At 72.2% G+C, this 15,885-nt stretch carries 14 protein-coding genes; 2 read left to right on the forward strand and 12 right to left on the reverse strand.

The window, feature by feature from the left end; genetic code table 11:
• Positions 1 to 79: 79 nt before the first annotated feature.
• The 12 genes from ilvN to ACMT9T_RS04770 form a co-directional block, all read right to left on the reverse strand.
• Positions 80 to 589 (reverse strand): acetolactate synthase small subunit, encoded by a 510-nt coding sequence (gene ilvN / locus ACMT9T_RS04715; RefSeq protein ID WP_116054713.1) that lies wholly within the window; start codon positions 587 to 589, stop codon positions 80 to 82.
• Positions 586 to 2,469 (reverse strand): acetolactate synthase large subunit, encoded by a 1,884-nt coding sequence (locus ACMT9T_RS04720; protein ID WP_116054711.1) that lies wholly within the window; start codon positions 2,467 to 2,469, stop codon positions 586 to 588. The genes ilvN and ACMT9T_RS04720 overlap by 4 nt, the downstream gene beginning before the upstream one ends.
• Positions 2,466 to 4,160: a dihydroxy-acid dehydratase gene (gene ilvD / locus ACMT9T_RS04725; protein WP_414744463.1), complete on the reverse strand. Its 1,695-nt coding sequence runs from the start codon at positions 4,158 to 4,160 to the stop codon at positions 2,466 to 2,468. The genes ACMT9T_RS04720 and ilvD overlap by 4 nt, the downstream gene beginning before the upstream one ends.
• Before the next feature lie 80 nt (positions 4,161 to 4,240).
• Positions 4,241 to 4,822: a monovalent cation/H(+) antiporter subunit G gene (gene mnhG / locus ACMT9T_RS04730; protein ID WP_414744464.1), complete on the reverse strand. Its 582-nt coding sequence runs from the start codon at positions 4,820 to 4,822 to the stop codon at positions 4,241 to 4,243.
• A complete protein-coding gene (locus ACMT9T_RS04735) occupies positions 4,819 to 5,094 on the reverse strand; it encodes an MrpF/PhaF family protein (RefSeq protein ID WP_043670558.1) in 276 nt (91 codons plus the stop codon). Before ACMT9T_RS04735 ends, mnhG begins: the two co-directional genes overlap by 4 nt.
• On the reverse strand, positions 5,091 to 5,765 hold the full coding sequence (locus tag ACMT9T_RS04740) for a Na+/H+ antiporter subunit E (RefSeq protein ID WP_414744465.1): 675 nt from the start codon (positions 5,763 to 5,765) through the stop codon (positions 5,091 to 5,093). Before ACMT9T_RS04740 ends, ACMT9T_RS04735 begins: the two co-directional genes overlap by 4 nt.
• Complete coding sequence (locus ACMT9T_RS04745) at positions 5,762 to 7,354, reverse strand: Na+/H+ antiporter subunit D (RefSeq protein WP_414744466.1); 1,593 nt, start codon at positions 7,352 to 7,354, stop codon at positions 5,762 to 5,764. The genes ACMT9T_RS04740 and ACMT9T_RS04745 overlap by 4 nt, the downstream gene beginning before the upstream one ends.
• Positions 7,351 to 7,911 carry a Na(+)/H(+) antiporter subunit C gene (locus ACMT9T_RS04750; protein WP_414744467.1) on the reverse strand — a complete coding sequence of 187 codons (561 nt, stop codon included), beginning with the start codon at positions 7,909 to 7,911 and terminating at the stop codon, positions 7,351 to 7,353. The genes ACMT9T_RS04745 and ACMT9T_RS04750 overlap by 4 nt, the downstream gene beginning before the upstream one ends.
• Positions 7,908 to 10,916 carry a Na+/H+ antiporter subunit A gene (locus ACMT9T_RS04755; protein WP_414744468.1) on the reverse strand — a complete coding sequence of 1,003 codons (3,009 nt, stop codon included), beginning with the start codon at positions 10,914 to 10,916 and terminating at the stop codon, positions 7,908 to 7,910. Before ACMT9T_RS04755 ends, ACMT9T_RS04750 begins: the two co-directional genes overlap by 4 nt.
• 82 nt (positions 10,917 to 10,998) lie before the next feature.
• On the reverse strand, positions 10,999 to 11,826 hold the full coding sequence (gene otsB, locus ACMT9T_RS04760) for a trehalose-phosphatase (RefSeq protein WP_116054701.1): 828 nt from the start codon (positions 11,824 to 11,826) through the stop codon (positions 10,999 to 11,001).
• A gap of 5 nt (positions 11,827 to 11,831) precedes the next feature.
• Positions 11,832 to 13,427 carry an alpha,alpha-trehalose-phosphate synthase (UDP-forming) gene (otsA, locus tag ACMT9T_RS04765; protein ID WP_414744469.1) on the reverse strand — a complete coding sequence of 532 codons (1,596 nt, stop codon included), beginning with the start codon at positions 13,425 to 13,427 and terminating at the stop codon, positions 11,832 to 11,834.
• A 100-nt stretch (positions 13,428 to 13,527) separates the two neighbouring features.
• Entirely contained in the window at positions 13,528 to 14,343 is an 816-nt protein-coding gene (locus ACMT9T_RS04770) for a fructosamine kinase family protein (RefSeq protein ID WP_414744470.1), read from the reverse strand.
• Positions 14,344 to 14,484: 141 nt separating this feature from the next.
• Here ACMT9T_RS04770 and ACMT9T_RS04775 point away from each other — a divergent pair, with 141 nt between their 5' ends.
• Together ACMT9T_RS04775 and ACMT9T_RS04780 are read left to right on the forward strand one after the other, a co-directional pair.
• Positions 14,485 to 15,360 carry a sugar phosphate isomerase/epimerase family protein gene (locus ACMT9T_RS04775; RefSeq protein ID WP_414744471.1) on the forward strand — a complete coding sequence of 292 codons (876 nt, stop codon included), beginning with the start codon at positions 14,485 to 14,487 and terminating at the stop codon, positions 15,358 to 15,360.
• 157 nt (positions 15,361 to 15,517) lie between these two features.
• Positions 15,518 to 15,820 (forward strand): putative quinol monooxygenase, encoded by a 303-nt coding sequence (locus ACMT9T_RS04780; RefSeq protein WP_414744472.1) that lies wholly within the window; start codon positions 15,518 to 15,520, stop codon positions 15,818 to 15,820.
• Positions 15,821 to 15,885 lie beyond the last annotated feature (65 nt).

A 15,885-nucleotide genomic window follows, 5' to 3' on the forward strand; every position in this document is an offset into this window, starting at 1 on the left:
CGTGCGGTACGTGCGTGCGTGCCTCGGGCGACGCGCGGGGAGCCTAGCGGCTGTCGCCCGCGCGCCGCCGGGAGTCGTCCTAGGCGGTGCGGAAGACGCGGTCGGTGATCGACTTCGATCCCCGGCCCATGGCGAGGAGCCCCGACTGCGCGAGCTCCTTGATGCCGAAGGGCTCGAGCACGCGGAGGAGGGCCTGGACCTTCCCCGAGTCGCCCGTGACCTCGATGATGAGCGCGTCCGTGGCCACGTCGACCACGCGGGCGCGGAAGAGGTTCACGGCCTCCAGCACCTGCGAGCGGGTCGTGTTGTCGACGCGCACCTTGACGAGCAGGTGCTCGCGCTCGACGGCCTGGCCGGGATCCAGCTCGACGATCTTGATGACGTTGACGAGCTTGTTCAGCTGCTTGGTCACCTGCTCGAGCGGGAGCGCCTCGACGTCGACGACGACGGTGATGCGCGACAGGCCCTCGATCTCGCTCGAGCCGACCGCGAGGGACTCGATGTTGAACCCGCGGCGGGCGAACAGCCCCGCGACGCGGGTGAGGAGGCCGGGCTTGTCCTCCACCAGGAGGCTCAGGATGTGGCTCACTTCTCGGTCCTCCCGGTCTCGGCGAGGTCGTCGTCCCAGTCGGGCGCGTGATCGCGGGCGTACTGCACGGCGCTGTTGCTGAGGCCCTGCGGGACCATAGGCCACACCATGGCGTCGCGGCTGACGACGAAGTCGATGACGACGGGGCGGTCGTTGGTCGCGAGCGCCAGGCGGATCGCGTCGTCCACCTCCTCGGGCTTCGTCACGCGGATCCCCAGGGCGCCGTACGCGTCGGCCATCTTCACGAAGTCGGGGACCATGCGGGTGCCGCCGCCCGTGTTGAGGTCGGTGTTGGAGTAGCGGCCCTCGTAGAAGAGGGTCTGCCACTGGCGCACCATGCCGAGCGACGAGTTGTTGATGATCGCGACCTTGATGGGGATGTCGTTGATCGTGCAGGTGGCGAGCTCCTGGTTGGTCATCTGGAAGCAGCCGTCGCCGTCGATCGCCCACACGTGGCGGTCGGGCTGGGCGACCTTGGCGCCCATCGCGGCGGGCACCGAGTAGCCCATGGTGCCGGCGCCGCCGGAGTTGAGCCAGGAGTTCGGGCGCTCGTACTTGATGAACTGCGCCGCCCACATCTGGTGCTGGCCGACGCCCGAGGCGAAGACGCCCTCGGGACCGGTGATCTCGCCGATGCGCTGGATGACGTACTGCGGCGCGAGCTGGCCGTCCTCGGGCGGGGTGTAGCCGAGCGGGAACTCCTCGCGGAGGCCGTCGAGGTAGGTCCACCAGTCGGCGATGTCCTGCTCGACCTCGGACGCGGCCTTCGCCTCGCGGAACGCGACCGCCAGGTCGGCGATGACGTCCTTCGCGTCGCCCACGATGGGGACGTCGGCGATGCGGATCTTGGAGATCTCGGCCGGGTCGACGTCCACGTGCACGACCTTGGCGTGCGGCGCGAAGAGCGACGCCTTGCCGGTGACGCGGTCGTCGAAGCGGGCGCCGAGGGACACGAGCAGGTCGGACTCCTGCAGCGCGAGCACCGCGGGGACCGTGCCGTGCATGCCGGGCATGCCGAGCTGCTGCGGGTGGGAGTCGGGGAACGCGCCGCGCGCCATGAGGGTCGTGACGACGGGGGCGCCGACCGCCTCGGCCAGCGCGAGGAGCTCCTCGTGCGCCTTCGCGCGGATCACGCCGCCGCCGACGTAGAGGACGGGCTTCTTCGCCTCGACCAGCAGCTGCGCGGCGGCCTGGATCTGCTTGCCGTGCGCCTTGACGACGGGACGGTAGCCGGGCAGGTCGATCTTCGGCGGCCAGTGGAACGGCGCCTCGAGCTGCTGCGCGTCCTTCGTGATGTCGACGAGCACGGGACCGGGGCGGCCCGTGGACGCGATGTGGTACGCCGACGCGATGGTGGACGGGATGTCCTCCGGACGCGTGACGAGGAAGCTGTGCTTCGTGATGGGCATCGTGATGCCCACGATGTCGGCCTCCTGGAAGGCGTCGGTGCCCATCAGGGTCGAGAAGACCTGGCCCGTGATCGCGAGCAGCGGCACCGAGTCCATGTACGCGTCCGCGATGGCGGTGACGAGGTTCGTCGCGCCGGGTCCGGAGGTGGCGATGCAGACGCCCGTGCGTCCGCTCGAGGACGCGTAGCCCTCGGCGGCGTGGCCGGCGCCCTGCTCGTGGCGGACGAGGATGTGGCGCAGCTTCGTCGAGTCCATGAGCGGGTCGTAGGTGGGGAGGATGGCACCGCCGGGCAGGCCGAAGATGTCGTCGACCCCGAGCAGCTCGAGGGTGCGGACGACGGCCTCGGCCCCGGTGAGGATCTCGTCGCCCTGGTGGGCGGTCGGCGCCTGCGGCGTGGGGGGCGGGGTGGGCAGAGCTGGCATGGGTGCGCGATTCCTGGGAGAGGGAGCTGGAGGTGAGGAGGGGGTCATCCCGTGATCGCGCCCTCGGCGGCCGAGTGCACGAGCTTGGCGTACTTGGCGAGGACTCCGCGCGTGTAGCGCGGCGGGAGAGGTGCCCACCCCTCACGGCGGGCGGCGAGCTCGGCCTCGTCGACCAGTAGGTCGAGCGTGCGAGCGGCGATGTCGACGCGGATCCGGTCTCCATCGCGCACGAAGGCGACGGGACCTGCGTCCACCGCTTCCGGAGCCATGTGGCCGATGCACAGTCCGGTTGTGCCGCCTGAGAATCGACCGTCCGTCAAGAGTAGTACATCCTTGCCGAGGCCGGCGCCCTTGATGGCGCCCGTGATGGCGAGCATCTCGCGCATGCCGGGGCCGCCCTTGGGGCCCTCGTAGCGGATTACCACCACGTCGCCCTTCGAGATGCGGCCCTCGGTGAGGGCGTCCATCGCCTGGCGCTCGCGCTCGAAGACGCGGGCCGGGCCCTCGAAGACCTCGAGGTCGAAGCCGGCCGTCTTCACGACCGCGCCCTCGGGGGCGAGCGAGCCGTGCAGCACGCTGATGCCGCCGGTCGCGTGGATGGGGTCGTCGATCTTCCGGATGACCGTGCCGTCGAGCTCCGCGAGGTCCATCGACTCGAGGTTCTCGCGCATGGTGCGGCCGGTGACCGTCATGACGTCGCCATGGAGGAGGCCCGCGTCGAGCAGGGCCTTCATGACGACGGGGACGCCGCCGACGCGGTCGACGTCGTTCATGACGAAGCGGCCGAAGGGCTTGAGGTCGCCCAGGTGCGGCACGCGGTCGGCGATGCGGTTGAAGTCGGAGAGCTGGAGGTCGACCTCGGCCTCGCGCGCGATGGCGAGGAGGTGGAGGACGGCGTTGGTGGATCCGCCGAACGCCATGACCACGGAGATGGCGTTCTCGAACGCCTCCTTGGTCATGATGTCGCGCGCGGTGATGCCCTGGGCGATGAGGTTGACGACGGCCTCGCCCGAGCGGTGCGCGAAGTAGTCGCGGCGGCGGTCCGCGCTCGGCGGGGCGGCGGATCCCGGGAGGCTCATGCCGAGGGCCTCGGCGACGCTCGCCATCGTGTTGGCCGTGTACATGCCGCCGCAGGCGCCCTCGCCCGGGCAGATGGCCTTCTCGATGCGGGTCAGGTCCTCCTGGCTCATGGTGCCGGCCTTGCAGGCGCCGACGGCCTCGAAGGCGTCGATGATCGTGACGTCCTTCTCGGTGCCGTCGGAGAGCTTGACCCAGCCGGGGGCGATGGATCCCGCGTAGAGGAAGACCGACGAGAGGTCGAGCCGGGCCGCCGCCATGAGCATGCCGGGGAGCGACTTGTCGCAGCCGGCGAGGAGGACGGAGCCGTCGAGGCGCTCGGCCATCATGACGGTCTCGACGCTGTCGGCGATGACCTCGCGGGAGACGAGCGAGAAGTGCATGCCCTCGTGGCCCATGGAGATGCCGTCGCTGACGGAGATGGTGCCGAACTGGAGCGGGTAGCCGCCGCCTGCGTGCACGCCCTCCTTCGACGCCTGCGCGAGGCGGTCGAGGCTGAGGTTGCAGGGGGTGATCTCGCTCCAGGAGCTGGCGACGCCGATCTGGGGCTTGACCCAGTCCTCGTCGCCCATGCCGACGGCGCGGAGCATGCCGCGGGCCGCGGTGGCCTCGATCCCGTCGGTGACGTCGCGGCTCCGGGGCTTCATGTCGATCTCTGGCATGGATCGAGTTTAGGTCCTCGCGCGGAGCAGTCCCGGCGCGTGGGGAGGGGCGCGCGGGGCGCTGCGCGGAGCGGATCGCCTCAGCCGATGCCGCGTGGAAGGGGGCTGGCGTCCGGGTCGTCGTCGCGGGCGTCGTCGCCGGGGTCGGCGGTCGTCGGCGCGGCGACGGGCGACTCGGCGTCGCGCGGACCCGCGCCGCCGGCGACGTGCCCGGCCTCCTCCGCCGCGATGTTCTCCGCGGAGCCGACGGGGAGCGTCGACGCGTCCACGTCGTCGGCCGCGCGCAGCTCGTCGTGGGCGCGGTCGATGGCCTCCTCCAGCTCGTCGACGAGGAGGTCCTCGCGGAGGAAGTGGCGGAGCCGGTAGCCCGCGCGGCCCACCATGTGCGCGGAGATCGGCGCCGTGAGCATCTGGAACAGGAGCACGGGCACGAGCATCGCGACCGTGCTGAGGCTCTGCGACTGGAGGGCCAGGGCGAGCAGCACGAGGATCACGCCGAGGATCTGGGGCTTGGTCGCCGCGTGCATGCGCGCCAGCGGGTCCGGGAAGCGGAGGAGGCCCACGCCCGCGGCGAGCGAGAGGACGCCGCCGAGCAGGAGGAGCACGAGGCTCACGACGTCGAGGGCGTCGGCGAGCGGGCCGGAGGCGAGCACGTCGTTCACGAGGGGTCCTGCTTCGAGACGTAGCGGGCGACGGCGACGGTCGCGAGGAATGCGGTCATGGCGAGCACGAGCATCACGGGGACCGTGCGGGTGTGGCCGTTGTGGATCATCTCGGCGCCCAGCACGCAGATGAGCGTGGTGAGCAGCACGTCGGACGCGATGATGCGGTCGAGGATGCTCGGCCCGCGCACGATGCGCACGAGCGCCATGGCGGCGGCCGAGAAGAACAGCGCGCCCACGATGACGTAGCCGACCTGCATGACGATGCTCACGAGAGCTCCTCCCCCGTCGTCGAGATGAGCCCCGCCTCGAGGTCGCGGTCGCGCACCAGCTCGTGCGCGCGCTGCCGGCGGGTCTGCAGCAGGGGCTCGCGGCCGGACTCGCGGCGCTCGCGGTTGACGCGCCAGACGTCGTCGGCCGTGCCGAGCGTGAAGACGATGCGGCTCTCCACCTGCAGCGTCGTCTCGCGCACGCGCTCGACCTCCTGCGGGGTGGAGGTGCCGAGCGCGTGGAGGTACAGGATCGAGCGCTCCCGGTCGGCCTCGACGACGATCGAGCCGGGGACGAGGGACACGAGCTCGGCCGTCAGCGTCATGACGAAGTCGCTGCGGGTGTGCAGGTGCACCGCGATGACCGAGTTGACGGGCACGCGCCGCCAGTCGAAGGCCATCGCCGCGACCTGGAACGACGCGCGGACGAGGTCCACCGCGAAGCGCCCGAGCAGGATCAGCGCCCACCGGATGTCGAAGCGGCCCGACAGCTCCACGGGCGGCAGGTAGAAGACGCGCGTGACGAGGAGCGCGAGCACGATGCCGGTGACCACGGAGATGACCGTGACGTGGCCCCAGAGGAGGAGCCAGAGGATCACGAGCCAGACGAGGAGCGGCAGCTGCACGAGGAGGGTCAGGCGCTCCGCGCGGGCGCGGGCCTTGCGCGGGCTCATTCGACGCCTCCCGGGAAGACCGTCTCGACGTAGCCCTGCTCGCCCGACCCGTTGCCGGATCCGGGACCCGTGAGGCTCTCCCCCGCCCGCTCCGAGAGCGCGTAGACGGGACCGGCGAACACCGTGAGGGCGACGCTGACGACGACCATGCCCGCCGTCGCGCCCGTCATGAGCACGGGGGTCTTCCGCACGGTGGTCGTGGCCTCGCCGCCGGGACGCTCGGACAGCTGGTCGAGCAGGGGGGACTCGTAGTCCTCGACCTCCTCGGCGCCGCGCCAGAACGCCATGTTCCAGACGCGGGCGAGGGCGTAGAGGGTGAGGAGGCTCGTGGCCGCGCCGGCCGCGATGACCGCGTAGGTGAGCCAGCCGCCGACCTCGGCGCCCGCGTCGAAGAGCGCGACCTTGCCGATGAAGCCCGAGAACGGCGGGATGCCGCCGAGGTTGAGCGCGGGGATGAAGAACAGGATCGCCATCACGGGCGCGGCCTTGAGCAGCCCGCCGAGCCGGTTGATGGACGTGCTGCCGCCCGTGCGCTCGATGAGCCCCGAGGCGAGGAACAGCGTCGTCTGCACCACGATGTGGTGGATCACGTAGTAGATGGTCGCGGTCATGCCGGCCACCGTGTTGAGCGCGATGCCGAAGATCATGTAGCCGATGTGGCTGACGAGCGTGAACGACAGGAGCCGCTTGATGTCGGCCTGCGCGACCGCGCCGAGGATGCCGATGACCATCGTCAGGGCCGCGACCACCATGAGGGCCGTGGAGAGCTGGTCGGTCGGGAACATGACCGTCTCGGTGCGGAGGATCGCGTAGACGCCGACCTTCGTGAGCAGCCCCGCGAAGACCGCCGTGACGGGCGCGGGGGCCGTCGGGTAGGAGTCCGGCAGCCAGAACGACAGCGGGAAGACGGCCGCCTTGATGCCGAACGCGACGAGCAGCATGATGTGCAGGATCAGCTGCACGTCCGGCGGGATCTCGTCGAGCCGCACCGAGATCTGCGCGATGTTCACCGTGCCGAGGGCGCCGTAGATCATGGCGATGGACGCGAGGAACAGCATCGACGAGATGAGGCTCACGACGATGTAGGTGACGCCGGCCCGGATGCGCGCCTCGGTGCCGCCGAGCGTCAGCAGCACGTAGCTCGCCACGAGCAGGATCTCGAACCCGACGTAGAGGTTGAACAGGTCGCCCGCGACGAACGCGTTGAAGACGCCGGCCGCGAGGATCAGGTAGGTCGGGTTGAAGATCGACACGGGCGTCTCGCCGTCGCCGTCCTCGAGGCCCTGGCCGATCGAGAACATGAGGACCGCGAGCAGCACGATCGACGAGATCAGCAGCATGAGCGCCGACAGCCGGTCGACCACGAGCACGATGCCGAACGGCGCCGCCCACCCGCCGACCTCGACGGACTGGCCGCCCTGCTGGTCCACCAGCACGAGGAGGGCGCCGCTGATCCCGACGACGACCACGAGCGCGAGCACCGAGACGGCGACCTGGAGCCGCCGCTGGCGCGCGGCGACGAGCGCGGCGGCCGCGCCGAGGAGCGGCACCAGGACGACGAGCGGGATGAGGGTCTGGAAGATCGTCATCGGTCGTCCCCCTTCCCCTGCTCGGCGCGCCTCGTGCGGAAGTCGCGGTCGTCGTCGTCGTCGGCCGAGTCGTCGATGGCCTCCTCCAGGTCGGACCGGTTGTCCCGGAGCTTCCGGGCGGACGCGATCGCGGCCTCGGCGTTGGTGCCGAACTCGGTGTCGTCGTCGTCGGGGACGGTCGGCTCCTCGCCGAGGCCCGTGCGGGGGCCGCGCATCGCGAGGTCGTCCTCGTCGTCCGTGACCACGTCGGCGTTCGCCAGCCGCCAGGAGCGGTAGATGAGCGCCATGAGGAAGGCGGAGACGCCGAAGGTGATGACGATGGCCGTGAGGATGAGCGCCTGCGGCAGCGGGTCCGCGTACTCCGACGGATCCACTTCGGGATCGTAGATGGGGGCGAGCCCCACGCGGCCGGACATGATGAGGATGAGGATGTTGGTCGCGTTGCCGACGAGCAGGAACCCGAGGAGCACGCGCGTCATGCTGCGCTCGAGCATGAGGTAGATGCCCGTCGCGTACAGCGCGGCCATGATCACGATGAGGGTGACGGAGACGCTCACACGCTCACCCCCTGCTCGGTCTCCATGCCGTCCGCTCCCTGCTCGACCGTGCGGTCGCTCTCCTCCTGGCGGTCGACCTCCGCGCCGAGGCTGCGGAGCACGTCGAGCGTGAGGCCGACGACGACGAGGTAGACGCCGACGTCGAAGAACGTGCTGGTGACGAACTCGACGTGGCCGATGAACGGCACCTCGGTGTCGATCCAGGTGGAGGTGAGGGCGTCGGCGCCGAAGACGAGCGGCACCGCCGCCGTGCCGACCGCGAACACGAGGCCCGTGCCGAGCACGCGTCCCGCATCCACCGGGGCGGCGGCACCGAGCTCGTAGCGGCCGCCCGCGAGGTAGCGCGCGACGAGGGCCATGCCCGCGAGGAGGCCGCCCGCGAACCCGCCGCCCGGCAGGTTGTGGCCCGCGAAGAGCAGGTAGACGGACACGACGATGAGGCTGTGGAACAGGAGCCGGACGACGACCTCGAGGAGGATCGAGCGGTTCTGCGGCGCGAGGGTGCGGCCGGCGAGGAGCCAGGGGCTCCGCTGGTCGCGCCGCGCGTCCTTGACGGCCTCGCGGGCGTCCATGCGCGGGCCGTGGGCGCCGTGCTCGACCTCGAGGGGCGCCTGCTCGGCGGTCGGGTCGTGGCGTCCCGTGAGTCGCGCGAGGAGGCTGCGGCGCGACGGCGCGGTCAGGCGCGGCAGCGAGTCGGTGCGCCGGTTGAGGAAGATGAGGCTCGCGACGCCCGTGGCCGCGACGATGAGCACCGAGATCTCGCCCATGGTGTCCCAGCCGCGCAGGTCCACGAGCGTGACGTTGACCACGTTGCTGCCGTGGCCCTGCTCGTAGGCGAGGCGGGGGAACTCGAGCGAGATGGGCGACGCGACCCGGGCGCCGAGCGCGACGACCGCGACCGTGGACATGAGGATCGCGACGGCGATGCCGATGGTCGCGCGCCAGATCGGGTGCACCGAGCGGTTCCGCTCCCCCAGCCGGACGGGCAGGCGGCGGAGCACCAGCACGAACGCGACCAGCGTGATCGTCTCGATGAGCACCTGCGTGAGCGCGAGGTCGGGGGCGCCGTGCAGCGCGAAGAGAGCGGCCATGCCGTAGCCCGTGACGCCCACGAGCACCACGGCCTGGAAGCGCTTGCCCGCGCGGGCGGCGGCGACGGCCGCGACGATCATCACGACGCCGATCACGGGCTGGGCCGGGTGGTCGAACGGGACGGCGGTCGTCGGCCACGAGCGGTTGAGGGCGAGCGCGGATCCGACCGAGCCGATGAGCACGAGCAGGATCACGCCCAGGTAGAAGGGCAGCGAGCCGCGCTGCGTGGTGGCCGTGGTGCGCGCGGCGACCCGGTCGATGAGGCGCATCGAGGCCCAGTAGATGCGGGCCGCGTCGATCCAGGCGGGCACGCGCGACTGCAGCGCGAACACGCCGTCGCGGAGCCGGAACATCGTGAGGCCGACGACCAGCGTGCCGGCGGAGATGAGGAGCGCGGGCTCGATCCCGTGCCAGAGCGCGAGGTGGTAGGTGTGGTCGGGCTCGCCCGAGGCCCCCGCGCTCACCGCGGGGAGCGTGTCGGCGTAGCCGGCGATCCAGCCGTCCACGGAGGACGCGAGGAAGCCGAGCACGAGGCCGGTGACGGCGAGCACGGCGGGCGGTACGAGGAAGTCGAGGTGCTCGTGCACGGGCTGGACCTCGTCGACGCCGCGCTTGCGGGCGAACGCGCCCCACATGAAGCGCGCGCTGTAGGCGACCGTGAGGCAGGAGCCCACCGCGACGCCGACGAGCGCGACCCAGCCGAGGCCGCCGCCGAGCTCCGCGTCGAGGAGGAGCGCGGACAGCACGGCCTCCTTCGCGACGAAGCCGAGGAAGGGCGGGAGGCCGGCCATCGAGGCGAGGGCGAGCGCGGTGATCACGGCGAGCACCGGCGCCCTGCGCCCGAGCCCGCTGATCTTGCGGAGGTCGCGCGTGCCCGTCCGATGGTCCACCACGCCCACCACCAGGAAGAGGGTCGCCTTGAAGAGCGCGTGCGCGAGGAGGAGCGCCACGCCCGCGAGCGCGGCGTCACGCGTGCCGTAGCCGACGACCACGGTGAGGAAGCCGAGCTGGCTCACCGTGCCGTAGGCGAGGACGAGCTTCAGGTCCATCTGCTTGAGCGCGCGCCACCCGCCCACGAGCATGGTCGCGACGCCGAGCGACACGAGCAGCACGCGCCAGCCGGGCACGTCCGCGTAGCCGGGCGCGAGCCGGGCGATGAGGTAGATGCCGGCCTTCACCATCGCGGCGGCGTGCAGGTACGCGCTCACCGGCGTGGGCGCGGCCATCGCGGCGGGCAGCCAGAAGTGGAAGGGCACGAGCGCGGACTTCGAGAGCGCGCCCAGCAGGATCAGCACGATCGCGACGGGGATGAGCGGGCCGCCGGGCGGATCCGCCACGAGCGCCGCGAGGCTCGTGGTGCCGCCCGTGACCGAGAGGATCACGAGGCCGACGAGCATCGCGAGGCCGCCCGCCGTGGTGACGAGGAGCGCCTGCAGCGCGGCGCCGCGGCTCGCCTTCTTGCCCGTGTAGTGGCCGATGAGGAGGTAGGAGAGGACGCTCGTCGCCTCCCAGAACGTGAACAGGACGAAGACGTCGTCGGCGAGCACGAGGCCGTACATGACGCCCGCGAAGGCGAGCAGCAGCCCCGCGAACCGGCCGAGCCCCTCCTCGCTGGAGCGGAAGTAGCGCGCGCAGTAGAGGAGCACGAGGGCGCCGACGCCCGTGACCACGAGCGCGAGCAGCCAGGAGAGCGCGTCCATCCGCATGTCGAGCGTGATGCCGAGCGACGGGATCCACTCGAGGCGCTCGACCACCTCGCCGTCGGGCAGCACGGCCGGCGCCTGCGCGATCGTGAAGACGAAGGCGGCCGCGGGCACGAGGGCCGCGACGAGGAAGGCGCGCACGCCGACGATCCGGGCGAGGAGCGGCACGAGGACCGAGGCGATCAGGAACGCCGAGAGGAGGACGAGCAACTGCGTCTCCTCTCGCGAGTCGGCTATTTCCCCAGTCTACCTGGGCCCTGCCTGGGAGACCGGGATGGATCCGCCCTGCGCGTCAGTCGGGGCGGACGGCCGGCTCGGCTCGCAGGTCGGCGAGCACCTGGAGCACGCGTGCCACGTCGTGCGGCCCGTCGACGCGGAAGTCCGCGGCCGTGGCGCCCGTGCCGCTCTTGAGCCCGAGGTCGCCGGCCTGGAGCGCGGCGAACGCGTCCTCGTCGGTGACGTCGTCGCCCGCGTAGAACACGGCGGTCGCCTCGGCGTAGCGGCGGAGGTGCTCGACGGCCTCGCCCTTGGTGGCCTGGCGGATGCTGAACTCGAGCACGTCCTTGCCGGAGCGCACCTTGAGGCCGTCGACCTCGGCGTGCGCCTCCTGCGTCGCGACGAGGTGCGCGATGCGGCTGTGCTTCTCGGTGGCGAGGCGCGTGTGCAGGGCGAAGCCCGCGGGCTTCTCCTCGATCCACACCTCGTCGAGCGAGTCGGCGACCTGGCCGAGCACGTCGGACAGGACGCCGCGCTGCGCGAGCTCGCCCTCGTCGAGCGTGAGCTCGATGTCGTCGCTGTCGAGGCGGATCTCCACGCCGTGGGATCCCACGAGCAGCACCTCGTCCGGCAGGTCGGCCACGGCCTCGAGGCTCCGCAGCGCGCGGCCCGAGACGAGCGCCACGCGCGTCTCGGGCAGGGCGAGGAGCGCGAGCACGGCGGCACGAGCCTCGGGCACCGCGCGCGCCTTCTCGGGGTCGTCGACCTCGGGCGCGAGCGTGCCGTCGAAGTCGAGCGCCACGAGCAGGCGCGGCGTGCGCGCGAGCTCGGTGAGCGCCTCGAACAGCCGCCCGGGGAAGCCGCGGCCGCCCTTCGCCTGGATGTCGGTGGTCAGCTCGGCCACGCGCGCTACCAGCCCTCGTCCATGAGCGGCTCCACGACCTCTTCGTCGGGACCCTCGTGGATCGAGGCGGCGTGCGTGCGCCCGAGGTCGGCGAGGAAGGAGCTCGACCAGGCCGCCACGTCGTTCTCGAAGACCCGCTTGCGGAGCGACCGCATGCGCTTGCGCTGCTCGGCCTTCGGCATCTCGATGGCGCGGAGGATCGCCTCCTTGAGGCCCTCGATGTCGTGCGGGTTGACGAGGAGCGCGGCCTTCAGCTCGTCCGCGGCGCCCGCGAACTCGCTCAGCACGAGCACGCCCTCGTTGGAGTGCTTGGTCGCCACGTACTCCTTGGCGACGAGGTTCATGCCGTCGCGGAGGGCGGTGACGAGCATGACGTCGGCCGCGAGGCAGAGCGCGACCATCTCCTCCTTCGGGTACCCGTGGTGCAGGTAGCTGATGGCGGTGTGGCTGATGGAGCCGTAGTCGCCGTTGATGCGGCCGACCGTGAGCTCGATCTCGTCGCGCAGCTGCCGGTACGTCTCCACGCGCTCGCGGCTGGGGCTCGCGACCTGCACGAGCGTCGCGTCCTCCACCGTCACGCGCCCCTCGGCGAGCAGCTCGCCGAACGCCTTGAGGCGGTGGCCGATGCCCTTCGTGTAGTCGAGGCGGTCGACGCCCAGCAGGATCGTCTTCGGGTCGCCGAGGTCGGCGCGGATCTGGCGCGCGCGCTCCTGGATGGCCGGGTCCTTGGCCATCTCCTCGTAGCTGCGGGCGTCGATCGAGATCGGGTAGTGCTTGGCGACGACCTGGCGGGTGCGCAGCTCGCGCACGGGCTTCGACGGCTTGGTGCCGGGGACCGTGAGCGGGATGCCGCCGCGCACGGGCACGTCGACGGTGGATCCGCGGGTCGTGTACCCGAACAGGCGCCGCACCGCGCGCGTGAAGTTGCCGGCGTCGGCCACGCGCTGGAAGCCGATGACGTCGGCGCCGAGGAGCCCCTCGATGATCTGCGTGCGCCACGGCAGCTGCGAGTAGATGCCGTAGGGCGGAAACGGGATGTGGTTGAAGAAGCCGATGGTGAGGTCCGGCCGCTGCTCGCGCAGCATCTTCGGCACGAGCTGCAGCTGGTAGTCCTGCACCCACACGGTCGCGCCGGGCGCCGCGGCCTTCGCGGCGGCGTCGGCGAATCGCTGGTTGACGTTCACGTAGGTGTCCCACCACTCGCGGTGGTAGCTCGGCTGCGCGATGACGTCGTGGTACAGCGGCCAGAGCGTGTCGTTCGAGAAGCCCTCGTAGTACTCGGCGAGGTCCTGCTCGCTGAGCGTGACGGGGATGATCGAGATGCCGTCGTCGACGAAGGGCTCCACGTCGTGGTCGGCGATGCCCGGCCAGCCGATCCACGCGCCCTCGTTGGCGCGCATGACGGGCTCGAGGGCCGTGACGAGGCCGCCGGGCGAGTGCCGCCAGGAGGTCGTCCCGTCGGCGGCGACGACGCGGTCGACGGGGAGGCGATTGGAGACGACGACGAGGTCGTAGGCGCCGGGCTCGACGTCGGTGCCGTCGGTCGCGTCGGCGGTCGTCGGCTCGGTCGCGGAGGGCGTGGATGAGGGTGGCGGAGTCACGGTTCCCGTCTCGGTTGCGCAGAGCTCTGTGGTACCTGCTCGGTGGTCCGAGGCTACCAGTCCGGCCGCGGCGCGACCGGGGGTCGCGCGTCCCCCGGCGTCACATGCGGAGCACGGCCCGGGCCGCGTCGTGCAGGGCGTCGCCGTAGGACGGGCCGTGCGACGCGGCGTGCACGGCGAGCGGATGCAGCTGGTGCAGGGGCACGCGGGCGCGCCAGCCGGCGGCGAGGGATCCGGTGTCCGCGTACGCGCCGAGGACGTCGTCGAGCCCGGGGCAGCCGAAGAGCGCGAGCATGGCGAGGTCGGTCTCGCGGTATCCGCCGTGCGCAGCCGGGTCGATGAGGACGGCGCCGTCGGCCGTCCACTGCACGTTGCCCGACCACAGGTCGCCGTGGATCCGCGCGGGCGGCGCCCCGTCGTCGAACCGGCCGTCGGCGGCGAGGTCGCACGCCCGCTCCACGTCGGCCGCCTGCGCGGAGGTCGCGTTGCCGGCGTCGACGGCGCGGCGGAGGTACGGGAGCACGCGCTCGCGGGCGTACCAGGCACCCCACCCCTCATCGTCCGCGGCGTCGCCCGGATCGCGCACCGACAGCGGCTGCCGCCCGATGAAGGCGGGGCCGTCGAGCCCGGCCGGCGGGGATCCGAACGCGGGCGCCCCGGCGGCGTGCGTCACGGCGAGCGCCGTGCCGAGCGCGCGGGCGGCCTCGCGCGTCGGCCGCGCGGGCTCCAGGCGCTCGAGGTCGATGCGGCCGGGAGCCACGTCGAGGACGCGGACCACGCGCGCTCCCCCGTCGCGCTCCGCCTCCGCCAGCCACGCGAGCCCGGCGGCCTCGGCCTCGAAGAAGCCGCGCGGCGCCTCCGCCCGCACCTTGCGGAACGCGTCCCGGTCGCACGCGTCCGATCCCGCTGCCGTCATCCGGCCACCTCCCTGGGGCGGCGGATCCGTCCGCCGCGTCCCCCCAGCATGCCGACGCCGCCTGTCCCCGTCGCGCACCCGACACCCGTCGGACGGGACGCGTACCCCGGGGGCCCAGCGTCGCCGGGTACGCTCGCCGACGTGATCCGAGTAGGCATGAGCACGACCTGCGTGTACCCCCAGCCCGTCGAGAACGCCTTCGCCATGGCGAAGCGCGCGGGCTTCGACGGCGTCGAGATCATGGTGACGAACGACGAGGTCACCCAGGACGCCGCCGCCCTCCGCGCGATGTCGGAGAAGCACGGGCTGCCGATCCTCTCCATCCACGCGCCCGTCCTGCTGCTCACCCACTTCGTCTGGGGCCGGGACCCGAAGGTCAAGCTCGAGCGGTCGGCCGAGCTCGCCCAGGCGGTCGGCGCGCCCGCCGTCGTCGTGCACCCGCCGTTCCGCTGGCAGGCCGGCTACGCCGAGTCGTTCCTCGAGATCGTGCGCTCGATCCAGACGGAGACGGGCGTCGAGATCGCGGTCGAGAACATGTTCCCGTGGCAGGTCGCCGGCCGCAGCATGAAGGCGTACGCGCCCGGCTGGGATCCGCGCGACATGGACTGCGACGCCACCACCCTCGACTTCTCGCACGCCTCGCTCTCCGGCCAGGACGCGCTCGAGATGGCCAAGGCCCTCGGCCCGCGCCTGCGCCACGTGCACCTGTGCGACGGATCCGGCTCGCAGGACGACGGCCGCATCCTCGACGAGCACCTCCTCCCCGGCCGCGGCACGCAGCCCGTCGCCGAGACGCTGCGCTGGCTCGCCGAGCAGGGCTGGCAGGGCGGCGTGGTCGCCGAGGTCAACACCCGCAAGGCCAAGAACGAGGAGCAGCGGCTCGCCATGCTCGTCGAGACGCGCGAGTTCGCGCAGCGCCAGCTCCGTCTCGACACCGCGCCGGAGAAGACGCCCGTCGCGCCCCCCGCGGTCTCCGGCTACCAGCGGCTCCGCACGGCGCTCCGCCGCGACCGGTGATCCCGGGCGGTCGCGGAGCCACGCGGCCGACACGCCCGCAGGGGCGGCACGGAATGCGCGTCCAGGTGCGCCCGGTTGGATGGGGCAGGGGAACGCCCCCGCACATGATCGACGTCGCGCGAGGCCCCGCCCGCCCGGCGTCGGGACCGGAGACACCATGAGCACCACCGTGCACCTCGAGATCCAGGTCGACGAGACCCGACTCGGCGACGTCGCCGACGTCCTCGCCGAGACGCTGCAGGCCACCCGCGCCTTCGCGGGCAACGAGGGCCTCGAGGTCCTCGTCGACGACGCGGACCCCGCCCGCATGGTCGTCGTGGAGCAGTGGGCGTCCACCGCCGACCACGACGCCTACGTCGCCTGGCGCGCGACCCCCGAGGGCACCGCCCGCCTCGGCGAGGTGCTGGCCGCGCCGCCCGTGACCCGCGTGTTCAGCGGCCGCATCGCGCTCGCGCTGTAGCGGCGCGCACGACGCACGACGAGGGCCGCCCGGGGAACCGGGCGGCCCTCGTCGCGTCCGACGCC

The organism is Clavibacter vidaverae, assembly GCF_047529985.1.
Taxonomy (GTDB): domain Bacteria; phylum Actinomycetota; class Actinomycetes; order Actinomycetales; family Microbacteriaceae; genus Clavibacter; species Clavibacter nebraskensis_A.